Raw genomic sequence first — 15,686 nt, 5'->3', positions numbered from 1 at the left:
ATGTGGGACGACCTGGTACGCGGCGCCATCGGCGCGGTCGTCCTGGTCGACACCCGCCGGCTGGCCGACAGCTTCCCCGCCATCGACTACTTCGAAGAGGCGCAGCTGCCGTTCATCGTCGGGATCAACGGCTGGGACGGGCAATACCTGCACAGCGACTCCGAGGTGCGCGACGCGCTCACCCTGGCCCCGCACATCCCCATGGTCCGGCTCGACGCGCGCAAGAAGGAGTCCGTCAAGGGGGCGCTGATCGAGCTGGTCGAGCACGCCCTGACGGTTCGGATGGCCGTGCCAGGCTGGAGCGGCTAGGGAAGCGGATAGGCTGGAGTCTTAGACGTTCATTCGCTTCGAGGACTGGCCAACCACGTGTTCGAGACGCTTTCCGACCGCCTCACATCGGTTTTCTCCTCCCTACGCGCCAAGGGCCGGCTGTCCGACGCCGACATCGACGCCACCACCCGGGAGATCCGCATCGCCCTGCTGGAGGCCGATGTCGCGCTCCCGGTGGTCAAGGCGTTCGTCGCCCAGGTCAAGGAGCGCGCCCGCGGGGCCGAGGTCTCCCAGGCGCTCAACCCGGCGCAGCAGGTCGTCAAGATCGTCAATGACGAGCTGATCGAGATCCTCGGCGGCGAGACCCGCAGGCTCCGCCTGGCCAAGACGCCGCCGACCGTCATCATGCTGGCGGGTCTCCAGGGCGCCGGTAAGACCACCCTGGCCGGCAAGCTGGCCAAGTGGCTGCGCGAGCAGGGCCACGCGCCCATGCTGGTCGCCGCCGACCTCCAGCGGCCCAACGCGGTCCAGCAGCTCCAGGTCGTCGGCGAGCGCGCCGGGGTCTCCGTCTACGCGCCCGAGCCGGGCAACGGCGTCGGCGACCCGATCGCGGTGGCCCGCCACTCGATCGACGAGGCCAAGCGCCTGCAGCACGACATCGTCATCATCGACACCGCCGGCCGCCTGGGCATCGACCAGGAGATGATGCGGCAGGCCGCCGACATCCGCGACGCGGTGCGGCCCGACGAGGTCCTGTTCGTCGTGGACGCCATGATCGGCCAGGACGCCGTCACCACGGCCCAGGCGTTCATGGAGGGTGTCGGCTTCGACGGCGTCGTGCTCACCAAGCTCGACGGCGACGCCCGCGGCGGCGCGGCCCTGTCGGTCCGGCACATCACCGGCCGGCCGATCATGTTCGCCTCCACCGGCGAGAAGCTGGAAGACTTCGACGCCTTCCACCCCGACCGGATGGCCTCCCGCATCCTCGACATGGGTGACATCCTCACCCTGATCGAGCAGGCCCAGAAGACGTTCGACGAGGAGCAGGCCGCCAAGATGGCGGGCAAGCTCACCTCGGGCGAGAACTTCACGCTGGAGGACTTCCTCGAGCAGATGATGATGGTCCAGAAGATGGGCCCCATCAAGAACCTGCTCGGCATGATGCCCGGCATGGGCCAGATGCGCGACCAGCTCAACGCCATCGACGACCGCGACCTCGACCGCATCGCGGCGATCATCCGTTCGATGACCCCGGCCGAGCGCCAGGACCCGAAGATCATCAACGGCTCCCGCCGCGCCCGCATCGCGGCCGGCTCCGGCGTCACGGTCAGCGCGGTCAGCAACCTCGTGACCCGCTTCTTCGAGGCCCAGAAGATGATGAAGCGGGTGGCGGGCGGCATGGGCATCCCCGGCATGCCGGGCGGGCGCGGCAAGGCGGCCAAGGCCCAGAAGAAGAACAAGAAGGGACGCCGGGTCAGCGGCGACCCGCGCAAGGCGGCGCTGGAGAAGTCGTCGTCCGGCGCGGGCTCCGGTGACGGCCAGGCGCAGCCCAAGCCGGGTGGCATGCTGGGCAACCTGCACGGCAAGCTGCCTCCGGGGCTGGAGCTGCCGCCCGGTTTCGACCCGTCCAAGCTGAAGCTGCCCGGCCAGAAGTGACGTTGGGCGAGCCTTTGCGCTCGCCTGCCGCGGGTGGTCGTACGCAGTGGCGGCGGTCTGGCACAATGGCATGTTGGAACACCGTGACCAGGCGGGCGCCCTCTCATCGACCCGCGGGCCACGTTTGTCCCTGGAGCGTCGTCCTGTCGTGCCCCACTCGGCGCGGCGCCGCTCACCCACGCTCGAATGCAGGAGAGACCACACCCGTGGCAGTCAAGATCAAGCTCAAGCGGCTCGGCATGATCCGCAACGCTCAGTACCGTATCGTCGTCGCCGACAGCCGCACCAAGCGTGACGGCCGGGCGATCGAGGAGATCGGCCTGTACCACCCGAAGGAAGAGCCTTCGCGCATCGAGGTCAACGCCGAGCGTGCGGCCTACTGGCTGGGGGTCGGCGCCCAGCCGACCGAGCCGGTGCTGAAGCTGCTCAAGCTCACCGGCGACTGGCAGAAGTTCAAGGGCGAGCCCGCCCCGGCGCCGCTCAAGGTCGCCGAGCCCAAGGCCGACCGGCACGCCCTCTACGAGGCCGCGGCCAAGGAGACGCTGTCCGGTGGCGACACCGGCACGGCCGCCACCACGCCGCGCAAGTCCAGCAAGAAGAAGGACGAGTCCGAGGCCGCCGCCGAGACCCCGACCGAGGGCGAGGCCTGACGTGCTCGAGGAGGCTCTCGAGCACCTCGTGAAGGGCATCGTCGAACATCCCGACGATGTCCGGGTCCGCGCACGCCGCATCCGCAGCGGGCGCGTCCTGGAGGTCCGGGTGCACCCCGAGGACCTGGGCAAGGTCATCGGACGCGGCGGGCGCACCGCCAAGGCGCTGCGCACGGTCGTCAACGCCCTGGCCGACGGGAAGTACGTGCGGGTCGATCTGCTCGACCTGCACGAGGCAGTCCGTTAGCGTCAGGTTCCCGCGCCCTCATCGGTCGGCAGACCGGTGGGGGCGCTCGCGTTAGAAAGGGCACATTCGTGCAGCTGGTCGTCGGCCGTATAGGCCGTCCCCACGGGGTACGCGGCGAGGTCACCGTCGAGGTGCGCACGGACGAGCCCGAGCGCCGCTTCGCCGCCGGCGCGTCGGTCGCCACCGACCCCGCCGGCCGCGGTCCCCTCGTGATCGCCGGCAGCCGCTGGCACAAGGACATCCTGCTGCTGTCGTTCGAGGGCGTCGTCGGCAGGGACGCCGCCGAGGAGCTGCGCGGCACCATGCTCGTCATCGACTCGTCCGAGGTCGAGCCCTCCGACGACCCCGACGAGTTCCACGACCACCAGCTCATCGGCCTGGCCGTCGAGACCGTCTCCGGCGAGCCCGTGGGCGAGGTGACGGACGTCCTGCACCACGGCCAGGACCTCCTCGTGGTGCGCCGCGAGGGGCAGGAGGAGGCGCTCATCCCGTTCGTCAAGGCGCTGGTGCCCGAGGTGGACGTGACGGCGGGGCGGCTGGTCGTCGATCCGCCGGAGGGCCTGCTCTGATGCGGCTCGACATCATCTCGATCTTCCCCGAGTACTTCGCGCCGCTCGACGTCTCGCTCATCGGCAAGGCCCGCGAGCGCGGCACCCTGGACGTACGCGTCCACCAGCTGCGCGACTGGGCCCACGACGTCCACAAGACCGTGGACGACACGCCGTACGGCGGCGGGCCCGGCATGGTCATGAAGCCCGAGGTGTGGGGCGAGGCCATCGACGCGGTGATCGGAGAGGGCTCCCCGCGCCTGGTCGTGCCGACGCCGAGCGGGCGGCCCTTCACCCAGGAGCTGGCGCAGGAGCTGGCCGGGGAGCCGTGGCTGCTGTTCGCCTGCGGCCGCTACGAGGGCATCGACTCCCGCGTCACGGCCGAGTACGGCGGGCGGCTGCGCGTGGACGAGGTCAGCATCGGCGACTACGTGCTGGCCGGCGGCGAGGTCGCGGTGCTGGTCATGGTGGAGGCGATCGGACGGCTGCTGCCCGGCGTGCTGGGCAACGCGCAGTCGGCCGTGGACGACTCCTTCGCGCCCGGCTCCATGCGCAACCTCGTCGAGGGCCCCGTCTACACCAAGCCGCCGGTCTGGCGCGGCCACGAGGTGCCGGACGTGCTGCTGTCCGGGCACCACGGCAAGGTCGCCCGGTGGCGGCGGGACGAGGCGCTGCGGCGCACCGTCCGCAACCGGCCCGACCTGGCGGCGGCGCTCGACCCCGCGACGCTCGACAAGCACGACAGGAAGCTGCTGGAGGAGCTGTCGTTTCGCGTCGAGCGGGAAGATGTGGCAGACTGAATCGCTGCCTCTCGTCATGAGGGTGCTAGCGCATGCCCGGAGAGCTATCCCGGGTCATCCGACAGCAAGCGTGTCCGCTTCGCTGCTGCGCTCTCTCGTCAGAGCTCGGCCGAGTGGACCTCCGCATGCCCACGAACTTTGAGGAATGACTCTCATGCACACGAAGATCCAGGAGCTCGAGAAGACGACCCTGCGTGGCGACGTGCCGGCCTTCCGCCCCGGTGACACGCTCGAGGTCCACGTACGCGTCGTCGAGGGCAACCGGTCCCGCATCCAGGTCTTCAAGGGCTTCGTGCTGCGCCGGCAGGGCAGCGGCGCCCGCGAGACCTTCACGGTCCGCAAGGTCAGCTACGGCGTCGGCGTCGAGCGCACCTTCCCGGTGCACAGCCCGGTGATCGAGAAGATCGTGCTGGTCACCCGTGGCGACGTCCGCCGCGCCAAGCTCTACTACATGCGCGACCTGCGGGGCAAGGCCGCCCGCATCCGCGAGAAGCGCGAGACGCCGGCCGCCAAGTAAGTCCGCTCCGCGGCCTTTCCGCAACGACCCGTGCCCGTGTGGCACGGGTCGTTCCGGTTTTACGGCGGCGTTTCTTTTATGTGGAGCGACCCGTGCATGGGTGTAACGTCGGTCGAGGCTTGTCGAGCCGACGCATCATCTAGGCTCGTCAGCGATGACTAGCGAGAGCCAGGAGCACGGCGCGGCGCGCCGCCCTGTCGAGGACGAGGTGGACGTGGTCGCGGAAGAGACTCAGAAACCGGCCAAGGGCGGAAAGAAGGAGAAGAAGGGGTCGTTCTGGAAAGAACTTCCCGTTCTTATCGTGGTGGCCTTGGTGCTCGCCCTGATCATCAAGACGTTCGTGGTGCAGGCGTTCTACATCCCCTCGGAGTCGATGGAGAACACCCTCCTCAAGAACGACAGGGTGCTGGTCAACAAGCTCGTCTACCACACGCGCGACATCGAGCGGGGCGACGTCGTGGTCTTCTCCGGCGTCGACTCCTGGGACGGCGAGTTCCAGCTCGAAGAGCCGTCCAACCCGGTCGAAGGGTTCTTCCGGTGGGTCGGCACGGCCTTCGGCGTCATCCCCGGCGAGAAGGACTACATCAAGCGCGTCATCGGCGTCGGCGGCGACCACGTCAAGTGCTGCGACGCCAAGGGGCGTATCACGGTCAACGGCACGCCCATCGACGAGGAGAGCTACCTCTACCCGGGCAACGTGCCCTCCGACCGGTTCTTCGACATCACCGTGCCCGACGGGCGGCTGTGGGTGATGGGCGACCACCGGTCGGTGTCGCTCGACTCCCGCTCCCACACGGGCGACCCCGGTGGGGGCTCCATCCCTGAGGGCCAGGTCATCGGGCGGGCCTTCGTCATCGTCTGGCCGTTCGACCGGGCCGGCTCGCTGGACATCCCCGACACCTTCGGCCAGCCCGCGCTCCAGGCCCTCGGCGGGTCGGTGCCGCTGGTCGCCGGGTTCGGGCTGGCCGTACCCTTGGTGCTGGTCCGTCGGCGCCGGCGGTCGAGGAGGCGTTGATGGCCGTCACCAAGAAGGCGGAGGGCGTGGGGAAAGAGAAGAAGAAGGGCGGCTTCCGGGAGACGCTGCTGCTGCTGGTCCTCGGGGTGGGGATCGCGCTGCTGCTGCAGGCTTTCGTGGTCGGCTCGTTCTACATCCCGTCCCAGTCCATGGAGAACACCCTGCTGATCAACGACCGCGTGTTCGTCAACAAGCTCGCGGGCAAGCCCGAGCGCGGCGACATCGTGGTGTTCAAGGGCTGGAACGGCGAGGACACCATCAAGCGTGTCATCGGCGTCGGCGGTGACCACGTCAAGTGCTGCGACGCCAAGAAGCGCATCACCGTCAACAACACGGCGCTGGACGAGGCGTCCTATCTCCACCCCGGCGATTTCGCCTCTGGCGATAAATTCGACGTCACCGTGCCCGCCGGCAAGCTGTGGCTGATGGGCGACCACCGCAGTGCCTCGGCCGACTCGCGGGCCCATCAGAAGGAGCCCGGGGGCGGCTTCATCTCGGAGAACGACGTGATCGGCAAGGCCGTGGTGCGCTACTGGCCGCTGTCGCGCGGCTATCTCTTCTCGCGTCCCGACATTTTCGACAACGTCAAGTAGAGGGGCTTTCGGTCGCGGGCTGCGGCGAATGGGGCGTACGCTGCCTGTGTCATGACAGTTGCGTTCCGCCCTCGACCGAGCGTCGTCCGGCGCGATTCCGGGCTCTACGCCTATGAGCGAGCGCTGGCCCGCCGCGGCCTCACCCCGATCGCGGGCGTCGACGAGGCCGGCCGCGGCGCCTGCGCCGGCCCGCTCGTCGTCGCCGCCGTGGTCCTGCGCCGGCGGATCGACGGCCTCGGCGACTCCAAGCTCCTGGCGCCGGCCGTACGCGAACGGCTCTACGACCGCATCGTCCGCACCGCCCACGTAGGCATAGTGATCATCCCTCCAGGGGAGATCGACGCCAAAGGTCTGCACAAGTGCAACGTCTCGGGAATGCGGCGGGCCGTCGCGCAGTTGCCCTGTGACCCGGAGTACATCCTGACGGACGGCTTCCCGGTGCCGGGGCTGCCGGCGCCGTCGCTGGCCGTGTGGAAGGGGGACCAGGTGGCCGCGTGCGTGGCGGCCGCGTCCATCGTGGCCAAGGTGACCAGGGACCGCCTGATGGTGGCGCTCGACGAGCGCTACCCGCAGTACGGCTTCGCCGAGCACAAGGGCTACGTGACGCAGCGGCACCGGCGGGCACTGGGCACGCACGGCCCGTGCCCCGACCACCGTTACTCCTTCGTCACGGTGGCCAGGGGGATGGGTGAGAATGAAATGGGGGCCGGGGTTGCCTGAGCAGGTACGCCGGGGGACCGGTACGACAGGAGGACCGCGATGAGCGCAGAGGATCTCGAAAAGTACGAGACCGAGATGGAGCTGCAGCTTTACCGCGAATACCGCGATGTCGTGGGTTTGTTCACCTATGTCGTGGAGACCGAGCGGCGGTTCTATCTGACCAACTCCGTCGATCTGGAGGTCCGCACCGCGGAGAACGGCGACGTCTTCTTCGACGTGAAGATGCAGGACGCCTGGGTGTGGGACATGTACCGGCCGGCGCGGTTCGTGAAGAACGTGCGGGTGGTCACGTTCAAGGACGTGAACGTGGAGGAGCTGGCGAAGGCCGATCTGGAAATGCCCAAGGAGGGGTTCTCCGGGTAGCCCGGTAGACCAGGGGTTCCGGGTGACAGCGCCCTTTCAGCTCAGCTCAGCTCAGCATGGCTCAGCTCGGTTCGGCTCAGCTTGGCTCGGTTCGGCTCGGTTTGGTTCAGCTCGGCTCGGTTGGGCTTGGCTCGGTTCGGCGCGTGCCCGGGCCCTCGGGCGGGCCCTGCTTCTCCCTTCGCGGACCGTCCGGACTCTCGACGCGCCCGCCCGCGGGCGGGCCGGTGCCGGCGTTGCCGGTGCACGGCGTCATCACGTGACCGCCGGCACTCGTCCTGACCCCGCGCGCCCCCCTGCTCGGTGACCCCGTACCTACGTACGCGCGGGTCCGACCCGTCGCCCTCCCGCCGCCCTCTCGCCGAGCCTCGCCGCGGGTGCCGGCGGCCACTGCCCGAGGACGGGCTCATCACCTCCGCCGCGAACCGGCAACGGTTATCCACAGGCCCAGGGCTCCTGCGCCTCGTCATCCCCAGAATCCCGCTCGGCCCCACGGCCACCACCCCGTCTCCGCCAAGGTCGATCCATCGCAGGATCCCCACGACCGACGGAGGCGCCACATGGCCACTAAGGACGAGCTCGGCAAGCAGGGCGAACAACTGGCCGCGACCTACCTGCAGGCCAAGGGAATGACGATCATCGACCGCAACTGGCGCTGCCGCCACGGCGAGATAGACATCATCGCCGAGGACGGCACGACCCTTATCGTCGTCGAGGTCAAAACCCGCTCCAGCAGATCCCACGGCACGGCGCTGGAGTCGGTGAGCAGACGAAAGCTCGCCAGGCTCCACCTGCTCGCGGCCAAGTGGTTGTCGGCCCAGTCCCGCACGTTCGACGCCGTGCGCGTGGACGTCATCGCCCTGGAGCGCTTCGCCGGCGACTTCGCCCTGCGCCACATCCGGGGAGCGATCTGATGGCCGTGGCCCGCACCCGCAGCGTGGCCCTGGTCGGCGTGACGGGCCGCACGGTGGAGATCGAAGCCGACGTGGGCAACGGCCTGGCGGGCATCCACCTCATCGGCCTCCCCGACGCCGCGCTCAGCGAGGCCCGCGACCGCGTGCGGTCGGCGGTCGTCAACAGCATGTACCCGTGGCCCGACGCCCGCATCATCGTCAGTCTGTTCCCGGCCACCCTCCCCAAGCGCGGCTCCCAGTTCGATCTCGCCATCGCGATGGCGATCCTGGGCGCGGCCGGCGTGGTTCCCGCCGGGCGCGTAGCGGACCCGTTCTTCCTGGGCGAGCTGGGCCTCGACGGCCGCATCAGGCCCGTACGCGGCGTCCTGCCCGCCGTCCTCGGCGCCGCCGGTCACGGCGACGCCACGGTCGTCGTCCCGTCCGCCAACTCCGCGGAAGCGGCCCTGGTGCCCGACGTCAAGGTGATCCCGATGGCCAGCCTCCGCCAGCTGGTGGAGTGGCTGCGCAAGGGCGACGAGGCGGCGCCCGAGCCCGATCCGGAGCAGCCCGCCGAGCCCGCCGCCACGGCCACGGGCCCCGCCCTCGACCTCGCGGACGTCGTCGGCCAGCCGGTCGCCCGCCGCGCACTCGAAGTATGCGCCGCCGGTGGCCACAACCTCTGGATGCTCGGCCCGCCCGGCACCGGCAAGACCATGCTGGCCGAACGCCTCCCCACGCTCCTGCCCGACCTGGAGTTCGACCACGCCCTGGAGGTGACGGCCATCCATTCGGTCGCGGGCGTCCTGCCGCCCAGCGCCCCCATGACGAGCAGGCCACCGTTCGTCGCCCCGCACCACACGGCGACGGCGGCCGCGATCGTCGGCGGCGGCAGCACGGTCGTCCGCCCCGGGGCGGTGTCCCTCGCGCACAGAGGAGTCCTGTTCATGGACGAGTCAAAGTAGTCAGATTGACGCCTATACGCAAGTCAGCTAGCTTTCCCGACATGGGAACCAAGCGCGTGTTAGGCGTCATTCGACTGTCGAACCTGACTGATGACACAAGCTCACCAGCTCGTCAGCGAGCCAAGATCGACGGATGGGCGGACCTGAAAGACGCCCGCGTGGTCGGTTACGCCGAAGACCTCGACGTGTCCGCGATCACCAAAGGCCCGTGGGATCGGCCAGAGCTGGCCGCATGGCTTGACAGGCCCGACGAGTACGACGTGATTGTGTGCTGGAAGCTCGACCGGCTAGCGCGCAACGCGCTCGACTTCCTAGAACTCCTGCGGTGGGCCGACGACCACGGTATAGAGATCGTCGCCATAGACGACGGAATCGACCTGTCATCTGACGTAGGGCGCATGGTGGCAACCATCCTTGCCGTGTTCGCAGAATTCGAGGGAAAGACCATGCGGGCACGCGCCAAGCAGGCGTATGACCACAACGTCAGACAGGGGAAGCATCGCGGCGGGCGACTCCCGTACGGCTACATGGCCGTCAAGGGTGGGGACGGTCACCGACTCCAGCCGGACCCGCAAACGGCGCCGATCGTGCGTGACATCGTCTCGCGCATCATCGGCGGGCAGTCTGCAAACAGCGTCGTCGCACACCTCAACCGAGAGGGCATCCCGACAAGCCTGGATTGGCAGCTACAGCAGGCAGGAAAGGAGCCGAGACACGCTCTGTGGCGCGTCGGGAACCTGATCAAGCTTCTACGTTCCAAGACGCTGCTCGGCCACTACATGACTGACGACGGCAGTGTGATCAGAGGCAGTGACGGGCTTCCCGTCCAGCGGGCAGAGCCGCTGATCTCCCTGTCGGAGTGGGAACGGCTACAGGCCACGCTTGACCGCAACAGCAACAAGCGGGCGGGGAACCGCAGAGGCGGTTCACCTCTGTTGCAGGTCGCATACTGCGCTGTGTGCGCAAGGCCGTTGTATCGAAACCCGTCGTCGCACGGCGATCGGTTCTCCTACCGGTGCTCGGCTAAGGCCGTATCTGGTCTGTCCTGCGGCAACGGCAGTGTCAGGGCCGAAGTGCTGGAAGCGCGCGTAGAGGAATCGATCCTGGAACGCATCGGGCACCTAGAACGGCATGTCAAGGTCCATGTGCCAGGCGAGGACCACAGCGAGGAGCTAGAGCAAGCTCAGATGGCAGTGGGGGAGCTATCGGAGCAACTAGGGGTCATGACCTCTAAGGCGGGCCGTCAGGCCGTCATGGCGCAGATCAGCGCCCTAGACGAACGCATCGCAAAGCTCGAAGCAATGCCATCACGCCCGGCAGCCATCGAATGGCAGCCGACCGGCGAGACCTTCGGGGAGTACTGGGGGCGCCTCGACACAGAAGGTCGGGGGCAGTTCCTTCGATCGGCGGAAGTCCGCATAGAGATGCTGAAGTGGCCGGACCTGCGGAGCCCTGACGAGTGGCCCGACCTGCCTACGGCCACAGTCGGCGGTATCACGTACGCGCTAGGCCCCGATGGGGCTGGCAAGCGGAACACGCCACCGATGATCCATCTAGTGATCCCCGACCTTGACGAGCTGGCGAGACTCGGCACAAGGCTGTAGGAAGCTGACAGGCCCCCGCTTGGGCGGGGGCTCTCCTGTGCTCCAAGCCGGGAGATGTCGAAAGAAACCTACATATACTCTGCGTAGGGCATCTAAACGGCCCCATCGACTCTTGATCAGGGGTTACACAAGTGCCGGCGAGCGCGGAGCGTGATCACATCCGGCCTACTCGGCCGGTTCGATCGGCGGATGCTCAACCACAAACGTCCCTGATCCGGACCATCCCTCAGCCCAGCCGCCCTCTTTCAACGCCTTGAGCGCCTTCTGAGCCGTCGAGTTGGTAACGCCGTACGTGGTCATGATCGCGTGGATACCGGGCACGCGGTCACCAGGCGCCAGCTCTCCGCGTTCGATCTGCCCCTTGATGTCCTCGAATATCTGCGGCCAGAGCGGCTTGCGGCGGTCAAGATCGGCCATGTCGGACACCGTAGGCAGCCGCAGCAATGATAGATACCTACGGCGAGCCGCATTTACCATAGCTATGGGCAGCTAGCTGCCATACCATGAAGGGCATGGATCAGTTCTTGCATGACCTGTCGCCGGAACTGCGCGCCATCGCGGTCCGGTTGCGACAGATGGCAGATGAGGCGCGTGTTGCGTGGCTACGGGATCGGGCGTCTAGAGCTGGCCGTAATGATCCCCGAGACGAGCAGGAAGACCCGGACACATGATGACCCCCGATGGCTGGACCATCGCCAGCAGCAGTCAAGGCAACTGTGTTGGCGCCCGCCGAGTCGTCCGTTCGCGCGAGATTCAGGTGTGCGAGACCGACAATCCCGGCCACATCATCCAAGTGACAGAGCACGCATGGGATAGCTTCCTCATGGCGATCAAGGCCGACGCATATGAGCCTGAGCGCGACGGCAACGCCGTCGTGTTCACCGTTGACGATCCTATTCGCAGGCGGTCCCCGAGCGTCGAGACAACAGACACCAATTGGAACCTGTTCGTCGCCGGGGTAAAGGCAGGCAAGTTCGACAAGCTTCCCCCCGTCCCTCTCGGTCTGGCCGTAGGCCAATGGGAGACGGGCGAATACCTCAGCTCCGCTAAGACGGGCTGACACAAGCCGCCCCCGGCTAGCCGTGTGCGCCTACCCAACTACACCCCGGCTAGCTGGGGGCACCAGACGCTCCCAGAACGCAGAGCCCCCTAAGGTCAGGTGGCCTTAGGGGGCTTTCGTTATGTGCTCACAGACCCGGGGAGCCACGCCTGTCCTACTTTGACGCCCCACCGGGCGATCTTCGTCTACCATGGCCATGGCTCACACGATAAATCCGTGCTGAGACCAGCGGTAGCGGCGTTCGCGCGTCGCACCAAGGGATCTGCACGGTGGGGCCAGGAGCCGGACCCCTAGGACGGCTTTCCAGGCCCTAGTCGCAAGCCCGTATAAGTACCGAGTTATCTCGGGCAGAGTTCCGACCGTTGAAGGGCGCGGTCAAAGAACGATTTGAGAGGAGGCGAAAATGGGTGCTTCCCTGACGCAGGGCCGCATCTAGCGAACCATGGAGACTGCGATCACATCAGTGGTCAGCAGTCTCATAAGTTCGGGTCTTCTTATTGGCGTCGCGCTAGTAATTGGGGCATTCTTAGGGATCCTACGCCTTATAGCGAAGGGTGATGCTCACAAGCTAGCATCGATGACTTGGAAGAACCGGCTTCTTGGTGAGCTTACGCTGACCTACCGCGCAAAGGATGGCGCGGAAACGTCGGAACAAGAACCGAGTGGGACGGTGGCGAGAACCACCTTGCAACCCGCCTGGCGAAGATGGTGGCGCAAACTCCGAAGGCGAGAGTGATGCCATCATAGCTACCAAGAACGAAATGCCCCTCCTGGCTGGGAGGGGCTTCTTTTTTGGTTGTTCTTTGGGGCGTTTCTGCCGTCAAACGTAAGCCATATATGCAGATGGCGGGGCCTGCGGCAACAGATAGCGGAAAACCCCAGACCCGTACGCACCGCGAGGAACAGCCCCTCCACTGTTCTCTTTTTTCCGGATCATGGGGATACCCCCTCCCCATACAGGAAAAGCCCCCGCCGAGACGGGGGCTAATCGACGTGCATCAGGTAGTGGCGACTGTAACCTTCGCGGTAACAAGCGCCGAAGGGCGAATCACCTTTGCTCCGTACACATGTAGGCCGCGAACGATGTCCGCGAAATCGGACGGGTCACGCAGGCTTTCGGTCTCCTGAATCTGATTGGCGTATGTTGTTGCCATCGGATGACCGGCGATCAGATCCACGTCCGGAGTTCCGAGAGTAGTCTGCGGGATATTTGTGGTCATCTGAACCGTGAGACCAGCGAAACGGCCGATCTCGCCATTCATGATGGCATCAGTGCTGCCGTACTGAGAGGCGTCGATGAACTTGGGAGACTTTAGAAGCATCGCCTTGAGTCGCGGAGTGACGATCAGGAAACGCCGGTCCTCGGGAACGTCATTGTTATCTAGAGCCTGTACGACGTTATCGACCACGGCATCATAGAGAGCATCACCAGCATTAGTGCCGGAGGGAATGCTAATCGGGACGTTCTTGGCGCCTGCTTCCGCGATCATCTGCGAAGCAACATACTGGTCTGCAACCTCAAGTAGCTTACGGCCCGCCGCAGCAGTTGCAGTCATCGCCAGATCGCCAGCAGCCTGAACCCGCTCCACGTCCTTCACAGTGAAGCTGAAGTAGTCGCCCTCGCTGATTAGAAGCTCAGCGTCTTCCGTGGAAAGTCGGGTGGTGGTGATCGGCCCGCCCGTGTATGGGGAAACCGTGGGGTCTACCAGGCTGTTGATATGCACCTTGGAGCCCTGGCGCACGTTGCCTTCATAGTCACGATTGGTTGCCAACATCGAAGACACAACCGCGTTCTTACGCAGGCTAGTAAGCAGAATCGCAGACCAGTACTCCGCGATGAAGCTGTTGGCCTGGGAGGGAGTAATGCTCATATGGTTCTTCCTCTATCGAACTAGCTTGTCTAGCTTGCGGCTGGCTACCAGGGCTTCAATCTGCTGCCGAGTCATGCCCTTAAAGTCCTGCGGCTTGGTGAAGTCGCGCGGAGGTTCGCTATTGCGTACCCCCATAGTCTTAGTCACGTCCTGATCGAACGCAGGACGCGCAGGCGTGAGGCTTTCGACGAACGCTGTTACGGCGTCAGCGTTGACGCTGCCGTCGTTAGCAAGGAACGCATCCATATTCACGTAGTCGGCTACACCGCTGACGTCAACGCCTGCCCGAGTAGCAGCGATGTCTAGATGGGTGCGTGCTAGCTGCTTACGGGCTTCCCCTAGGGCGTCAACCGGCGTCGCTTCATCGTTGGCGGGATTGTCGTTGGTTTGGCCGGCACTTACATGCTCGGGCTGACTTGTGATATCCGGCTTAGGGCCGGACGCTTCTACGCTGCCTGTCATTGTTACCTCACGTCGTAGATAACACCGGTGATTACGCCGTTCTCGTCGGCGTCGATGACTTCTAGATTGTCGATCAGATGGTCTAGCCGCTCGTTGAAATACTGGTTAGCAAGCTCACCGGGGGTGAGACGGGCAATGTCATCATGGGTAAGCAACATGGAATCCTTAACGTTGATGGCACAGGAAAGCCCCGCCGCTGCCTGGCTAGGCAACGACGGGGGCTAACCTGCTGGAGGACCCACCGAAAGGTGGCATGGAGTGAGTGACCAACTCGGAATCAAGGAGGAACGGAGAATACCCCTCTACTAATGGTTACGGCTACACACCTACGCGGCCAGGTGGAATTCCTCCGCCGTCCTTCTCTCGACTGTGATCAGGAACGCAAGAACGTTCGCCGGGTAGACATGCCCGGCAACGCGAATCATAGGATTCACGGTGCGCCTTTCCGGCTCGGGAATGACCCACCATTCCGGGTTGGCCTCGAACCAAGGATGCTTGTCGGTCACGACGGCAGGGATACGGAGAGATGTACGCCCCTCGTCGGGGCCGAGATGCCCGCCGAGTGTCGTCTCCCGGTTAGTGAAAGCTCCCCAGACGTTCTGTTCGGTCAGCGTCTCTATGTCGTTGCGCGTCATGCCCCCTACGACGCGCCTACGGACGCGCACAGCCGTCCGTGACGCCAAAGATGGGTCCTTGTCTAGGATGGCCTGTACGCGCGCCTCTGCGTCGCGCTCAGGGATTCCGTGCGCCATCACGGCGGCTGTGCCGAAGCACAGGGCCGAACAGTACCGACCGTCATCCCAACGGCAGTCACGATTCCGCTGGCAACGGCGACACTGCCCGTACGGGCGGGTACGATTCCGGTCTCTCTCTCGCTTTGCCTCGCGTGCACAGGCGGTTCCGCAGTACTTCGGCCACAGGCCACCGGCCCCGTAAGCCTTCCTAGCTACGAACGTTTTGCCGCACTGTGCGTGTGCGCACGTGCACCTCTGTGTCTTGAATGATTGCCCTTCAGGCACTTAATTAGATCCTTTCGCTTGCGCATCCGGTGATGCCGGAATGCGCACTCGATTCAACGGTGTCTGTGAAGTTCTTAGAGCGCCCTTAGAGGGCGCACGCTAACTACTCCGGCAACATCTATCGCCGGAGTCTCCAAAGCGTCTTAGAAGCGTTCCTAGGGCTGCCGGAAGCAACCGGCAGCCGCCTAGGTCAACGGTGTCTAGGTAGGGCGCCTGGCTGGCGCCTGCTATCGACGACTGTCGTCGTCTCATTCATCGGCCGTCGATAGGGCCGACAGGCCCAACGCTCGACGGCAGCCGAGCTGCCTCTACTCACCGGCCGCTGAAAGGCCGGTAGCTATAGCTGCCCCTACGGGGCTCTAAGGCTTTACCTATAGGCGCCCCTGAAGGGCGCCCTTAGCTAGTAGTTGTTACTTGGCTGCCGTGGCAGCCGTAGGGA

General features: G+C 65.7%; 19 protein-coding genes and 1 pseudogene. 15 read left to right on the top strand and 5 right to left on the bottom strand.

Features of this window, described 5'->3' with window-relative positions:
- The 14 genes and pseudogenes from AB0H75_RS43375 to AB0H75_RS43310 form a co-directional block, all read left to right on the top strand.
- Window positions 1–309: ATP/GTP-binding protein (locus tag AB0H75_RS43375; protein ID WP_367806584.1), on the top strand; the 309-nt coding region annotated here is incomplete at its 5' end.
- A 57-nt stretch (window positions 310–366) separates the two neighbouring features.
- On the top strand, window positions 367–1,926 hold the full coding sequence (gene ffh / locus AB0H75_RS43370) for a signal recognition particle protein (protein ID WP_367806582.1): 1,560 nt from the start codon (window positions 367–369) through the stop codon (window positions 1,924–1,926).
- Window positions 1,927–2,132: 206 nt separating this feature from the next.
- A complete protein-coding gene (rpsP, locus tag AB0H75_RS43365; protein WP_367806580.1) occupies window positions 2,133–2,576 on the top strand; it encodes a 30S ribosomal protein S16 in 444 nt (147 codons plus the stop codon).
- Window position 2,577: 1 nt separating this feature from the next.
- Window positions 2,578–2,823 (top strand): RNA-binding protein, encoded by a 246-nt coding sequence (locus tag AB0H75_RS43360; RefSeq protein ID WP_043634919.1) that lies wholly within the window; start codon window positions 2,578–2,580, stop codon window positions 2,821–2,823.
- Between the two features lie 68 nt (window positions 2,824–2,891).
- Window positions 2,892–3,392 (top strand): ribosome maturation factor RimM, encoded by a 501-nt coding sequence (gene rimM, locus AB0H75_RS43355; protein WP_367806578.1) that lies wholly within the window; start codon window positions 2,892–2,894, stop codon window positions 3,390–3,392.
- Window positions 3,392–4,171, top strand: coding sequence for a tRNA (guanosine(37)-N1)-methyltransferase TrmD (trmD, locus tag AB0H75_RS43350; protein ID WP_367806576.1), 780 nt, complete (start codon window positions 3,392–3,394; stop codon window positions 4,169–4,171). Before rimM ends, trmD begins: the two co-directional genes overlap by 1 nt.
- 154 nt (window positions 4,172–4,325) lie before the next feature.
- Complete coding sequence (gene rplS, locus AB0H75_RS43345) at window positions 4,326–4,688, top strand: 50S ribosomal protein L19 (RefSeq protein ID WP_367806574.1); 363 nt, start codon at window positions 4,326–4,328, stop codon at window positions 4,686–4,688.
- Between the two features lie 154 nt (window positions 4,689–4,842).
- Window positions 4,843–5,703, top strand: coding sequence for a signal peptidase I (lepB, locus tag AB0H75_RS43340; RefSeq protein ID WP_367806572.1), 861 nt, complete (start codon window positions 4,843–4,845; stop codon window positions 5,701–5,703).
- Complete coding sequence (gene lepB, locus AB0H75_RS43335; protein WP_367806570.1) at window positions 5,703–6,296, top strand: signal peptidase I; 594 nt, start codon at window positions 5,703–5,705, stop codon at window positions 6,294–6,296. Before lepB (AB0H75_RS43340) ends, lepB (AB0H75_RS43335) begins: the two co-directional genes overlap by 1 nt.
- A gap of 51 nt (window positions 6,297–6,347) precedes the next feature.
- Window positions 6,348–7,016: a ribonuclease HII gene (locus tag AB0H75_RS43330; protein ID WP_367806568.1), complete on the top strand. Its 669-nt coding sequence runs from the start codon at window positions 6,348–6,350 to the stop codon at window positions 7,014–7,016.
- Between the two features lie 39 nt (window positions 7,017–7,055).
- Entirely contained in the window at window positions 7,056–7,379 is a 324-nt protein-coding gene (locus AB0H75_RS43325; RefSeq protein WP_219511909.1) for a DUF2469 domain-containing protein, read from the top strand.
- Window positions 7,380–7,936: 557 nt separating this feature from the next.
- Entirely contained in the window at window positions 7,937–8,290 is a 354-nt protein-coding gene (locus AB0H75_RS43320; protein ID WP_367806566.1) for a YraN family protein, read from the top strand.
- A pseudogene (locus AB0H75_RS43315) lies at window positions 8,290–9,225 on the top strand (YifB family Mg chelatase-like AAA ATPase); the annotation flags it as partial. The gene AB0H75_RS43320 and the pseudogene AB0H75_RS43315, both read left to right, overlap by 1 nt.
- Before the next feature lie 47 nt (window positions 9,226–9,272).
- Complete coding sequence (locus tag AB0H75_RS43310; protein WP_367806564.1) at window positions 9,273–10,835, top strand: recombinase family protein; 1,563 nt, start codon at window positions 9,273–9,275, stop codon at window positions 10,833–10,835.
- Window positions 10,836–11,000: 165 nt separating this feature from the next.
- Here the strand turns inward: AB0H75_RS43310 and AB0H75_RS43305 are convergent, their stop codons facing one another.
- A complete protein-coding gene (locus AB0H75_RS43305) occupies window positions 11,001–11,252 on the bottom strand; it encodes a winged helix-turn-helix domain-containing protein (protein WP_367806562.1) in 252 nt (83 codons plus the stop codon).
- A gap of 250 nt (window positions 11,253–11,502) precedes the next feature.
- Between AB0H75_RS43305 and AB0H75_RS43300 the strand changes: the two genes are divergently transcribed.
- Entirely contained in the window at window positions 11,503–11,895 is a 393-nt protein-coding gene (locus AB0H75_RS43300) for a hypothetical protein (RefSeq protein ID WP_367806560.1), read from the top strand.
- A gap of 998 nt (window positions 11,896–12,893) precedes the next feature.
- On the opposite strand, the gene AB0H75_RS43295 is transcribed toward AB0H75_RS43300, so the two are convergent.
- The 4 genes from AB0H75_RS43295 to AB0H75_RS43280 form a co-directional block, all read right to left on the bottom strand.
- Window positions 12,894–13,766 (bottom strand): phage capsid protein, encoded by an 873-nt coding sequence (locus tag AB0H75_RS43295; protein ID WP_367806558.1) that lies wholly within the window; start codon window positions 13,764–13,766, stop codon window positions 12,894–12,896.
- A 12-nt stretch (window positions 13,767–13,778) separates the two neighbouring features.
- Window positions 13,779–14,228, bottom strand: a complete 450-nt coding sequence (locus AB0H75_RS43290; protein ID WP_367806556.1) for a hypothetical protein — start codon at window positions 14,226–14,228, stop codon at window positions 13,779–13,781.
- 2 nt (window positions 14,229–14,230) lie between these two features.
- A complete protein-coding gene (locus tag AB0H75_RS43285; RefSeq protein WP_367806554.1) occupies window positions 14,231–14,440 on the bottom strand; it encodes a hypothetical protein in 210 nt (69 codons plus the stop codon).
- 114 nt (window positions 14,441–14,554) lie between these two features.
- Window positions 14,555–14,863 carry a hypothetical protein gene (locus tag AB0H75_RS43280; protein WP_367806552.1) on the bottom strand — a complete coding sequence of 103 codons (309 nt, stop codon included), beginning with the start codon at window positions 14,861–14,863 and terminating at the stop codon, window positions 14,555–14,557.
- Window positions 14,864–15,686 lie beyond the last annotated feature (823 nt).

It is taken from the genome of Nonomuraea sp. NPDC050783 (assembly GCF_040802095.1).
Classification (GTDB): Bacteria; Actinomycetota; Actinomycetes; order Streptosporangiales; family Streptosporangiaceae; genus Nonomuraea.
The sequence above is the reverse complement of the archived record's forward strand: the minus strand, read 5'-3'. Positions and strand labels throughout refer to the sequence as shown.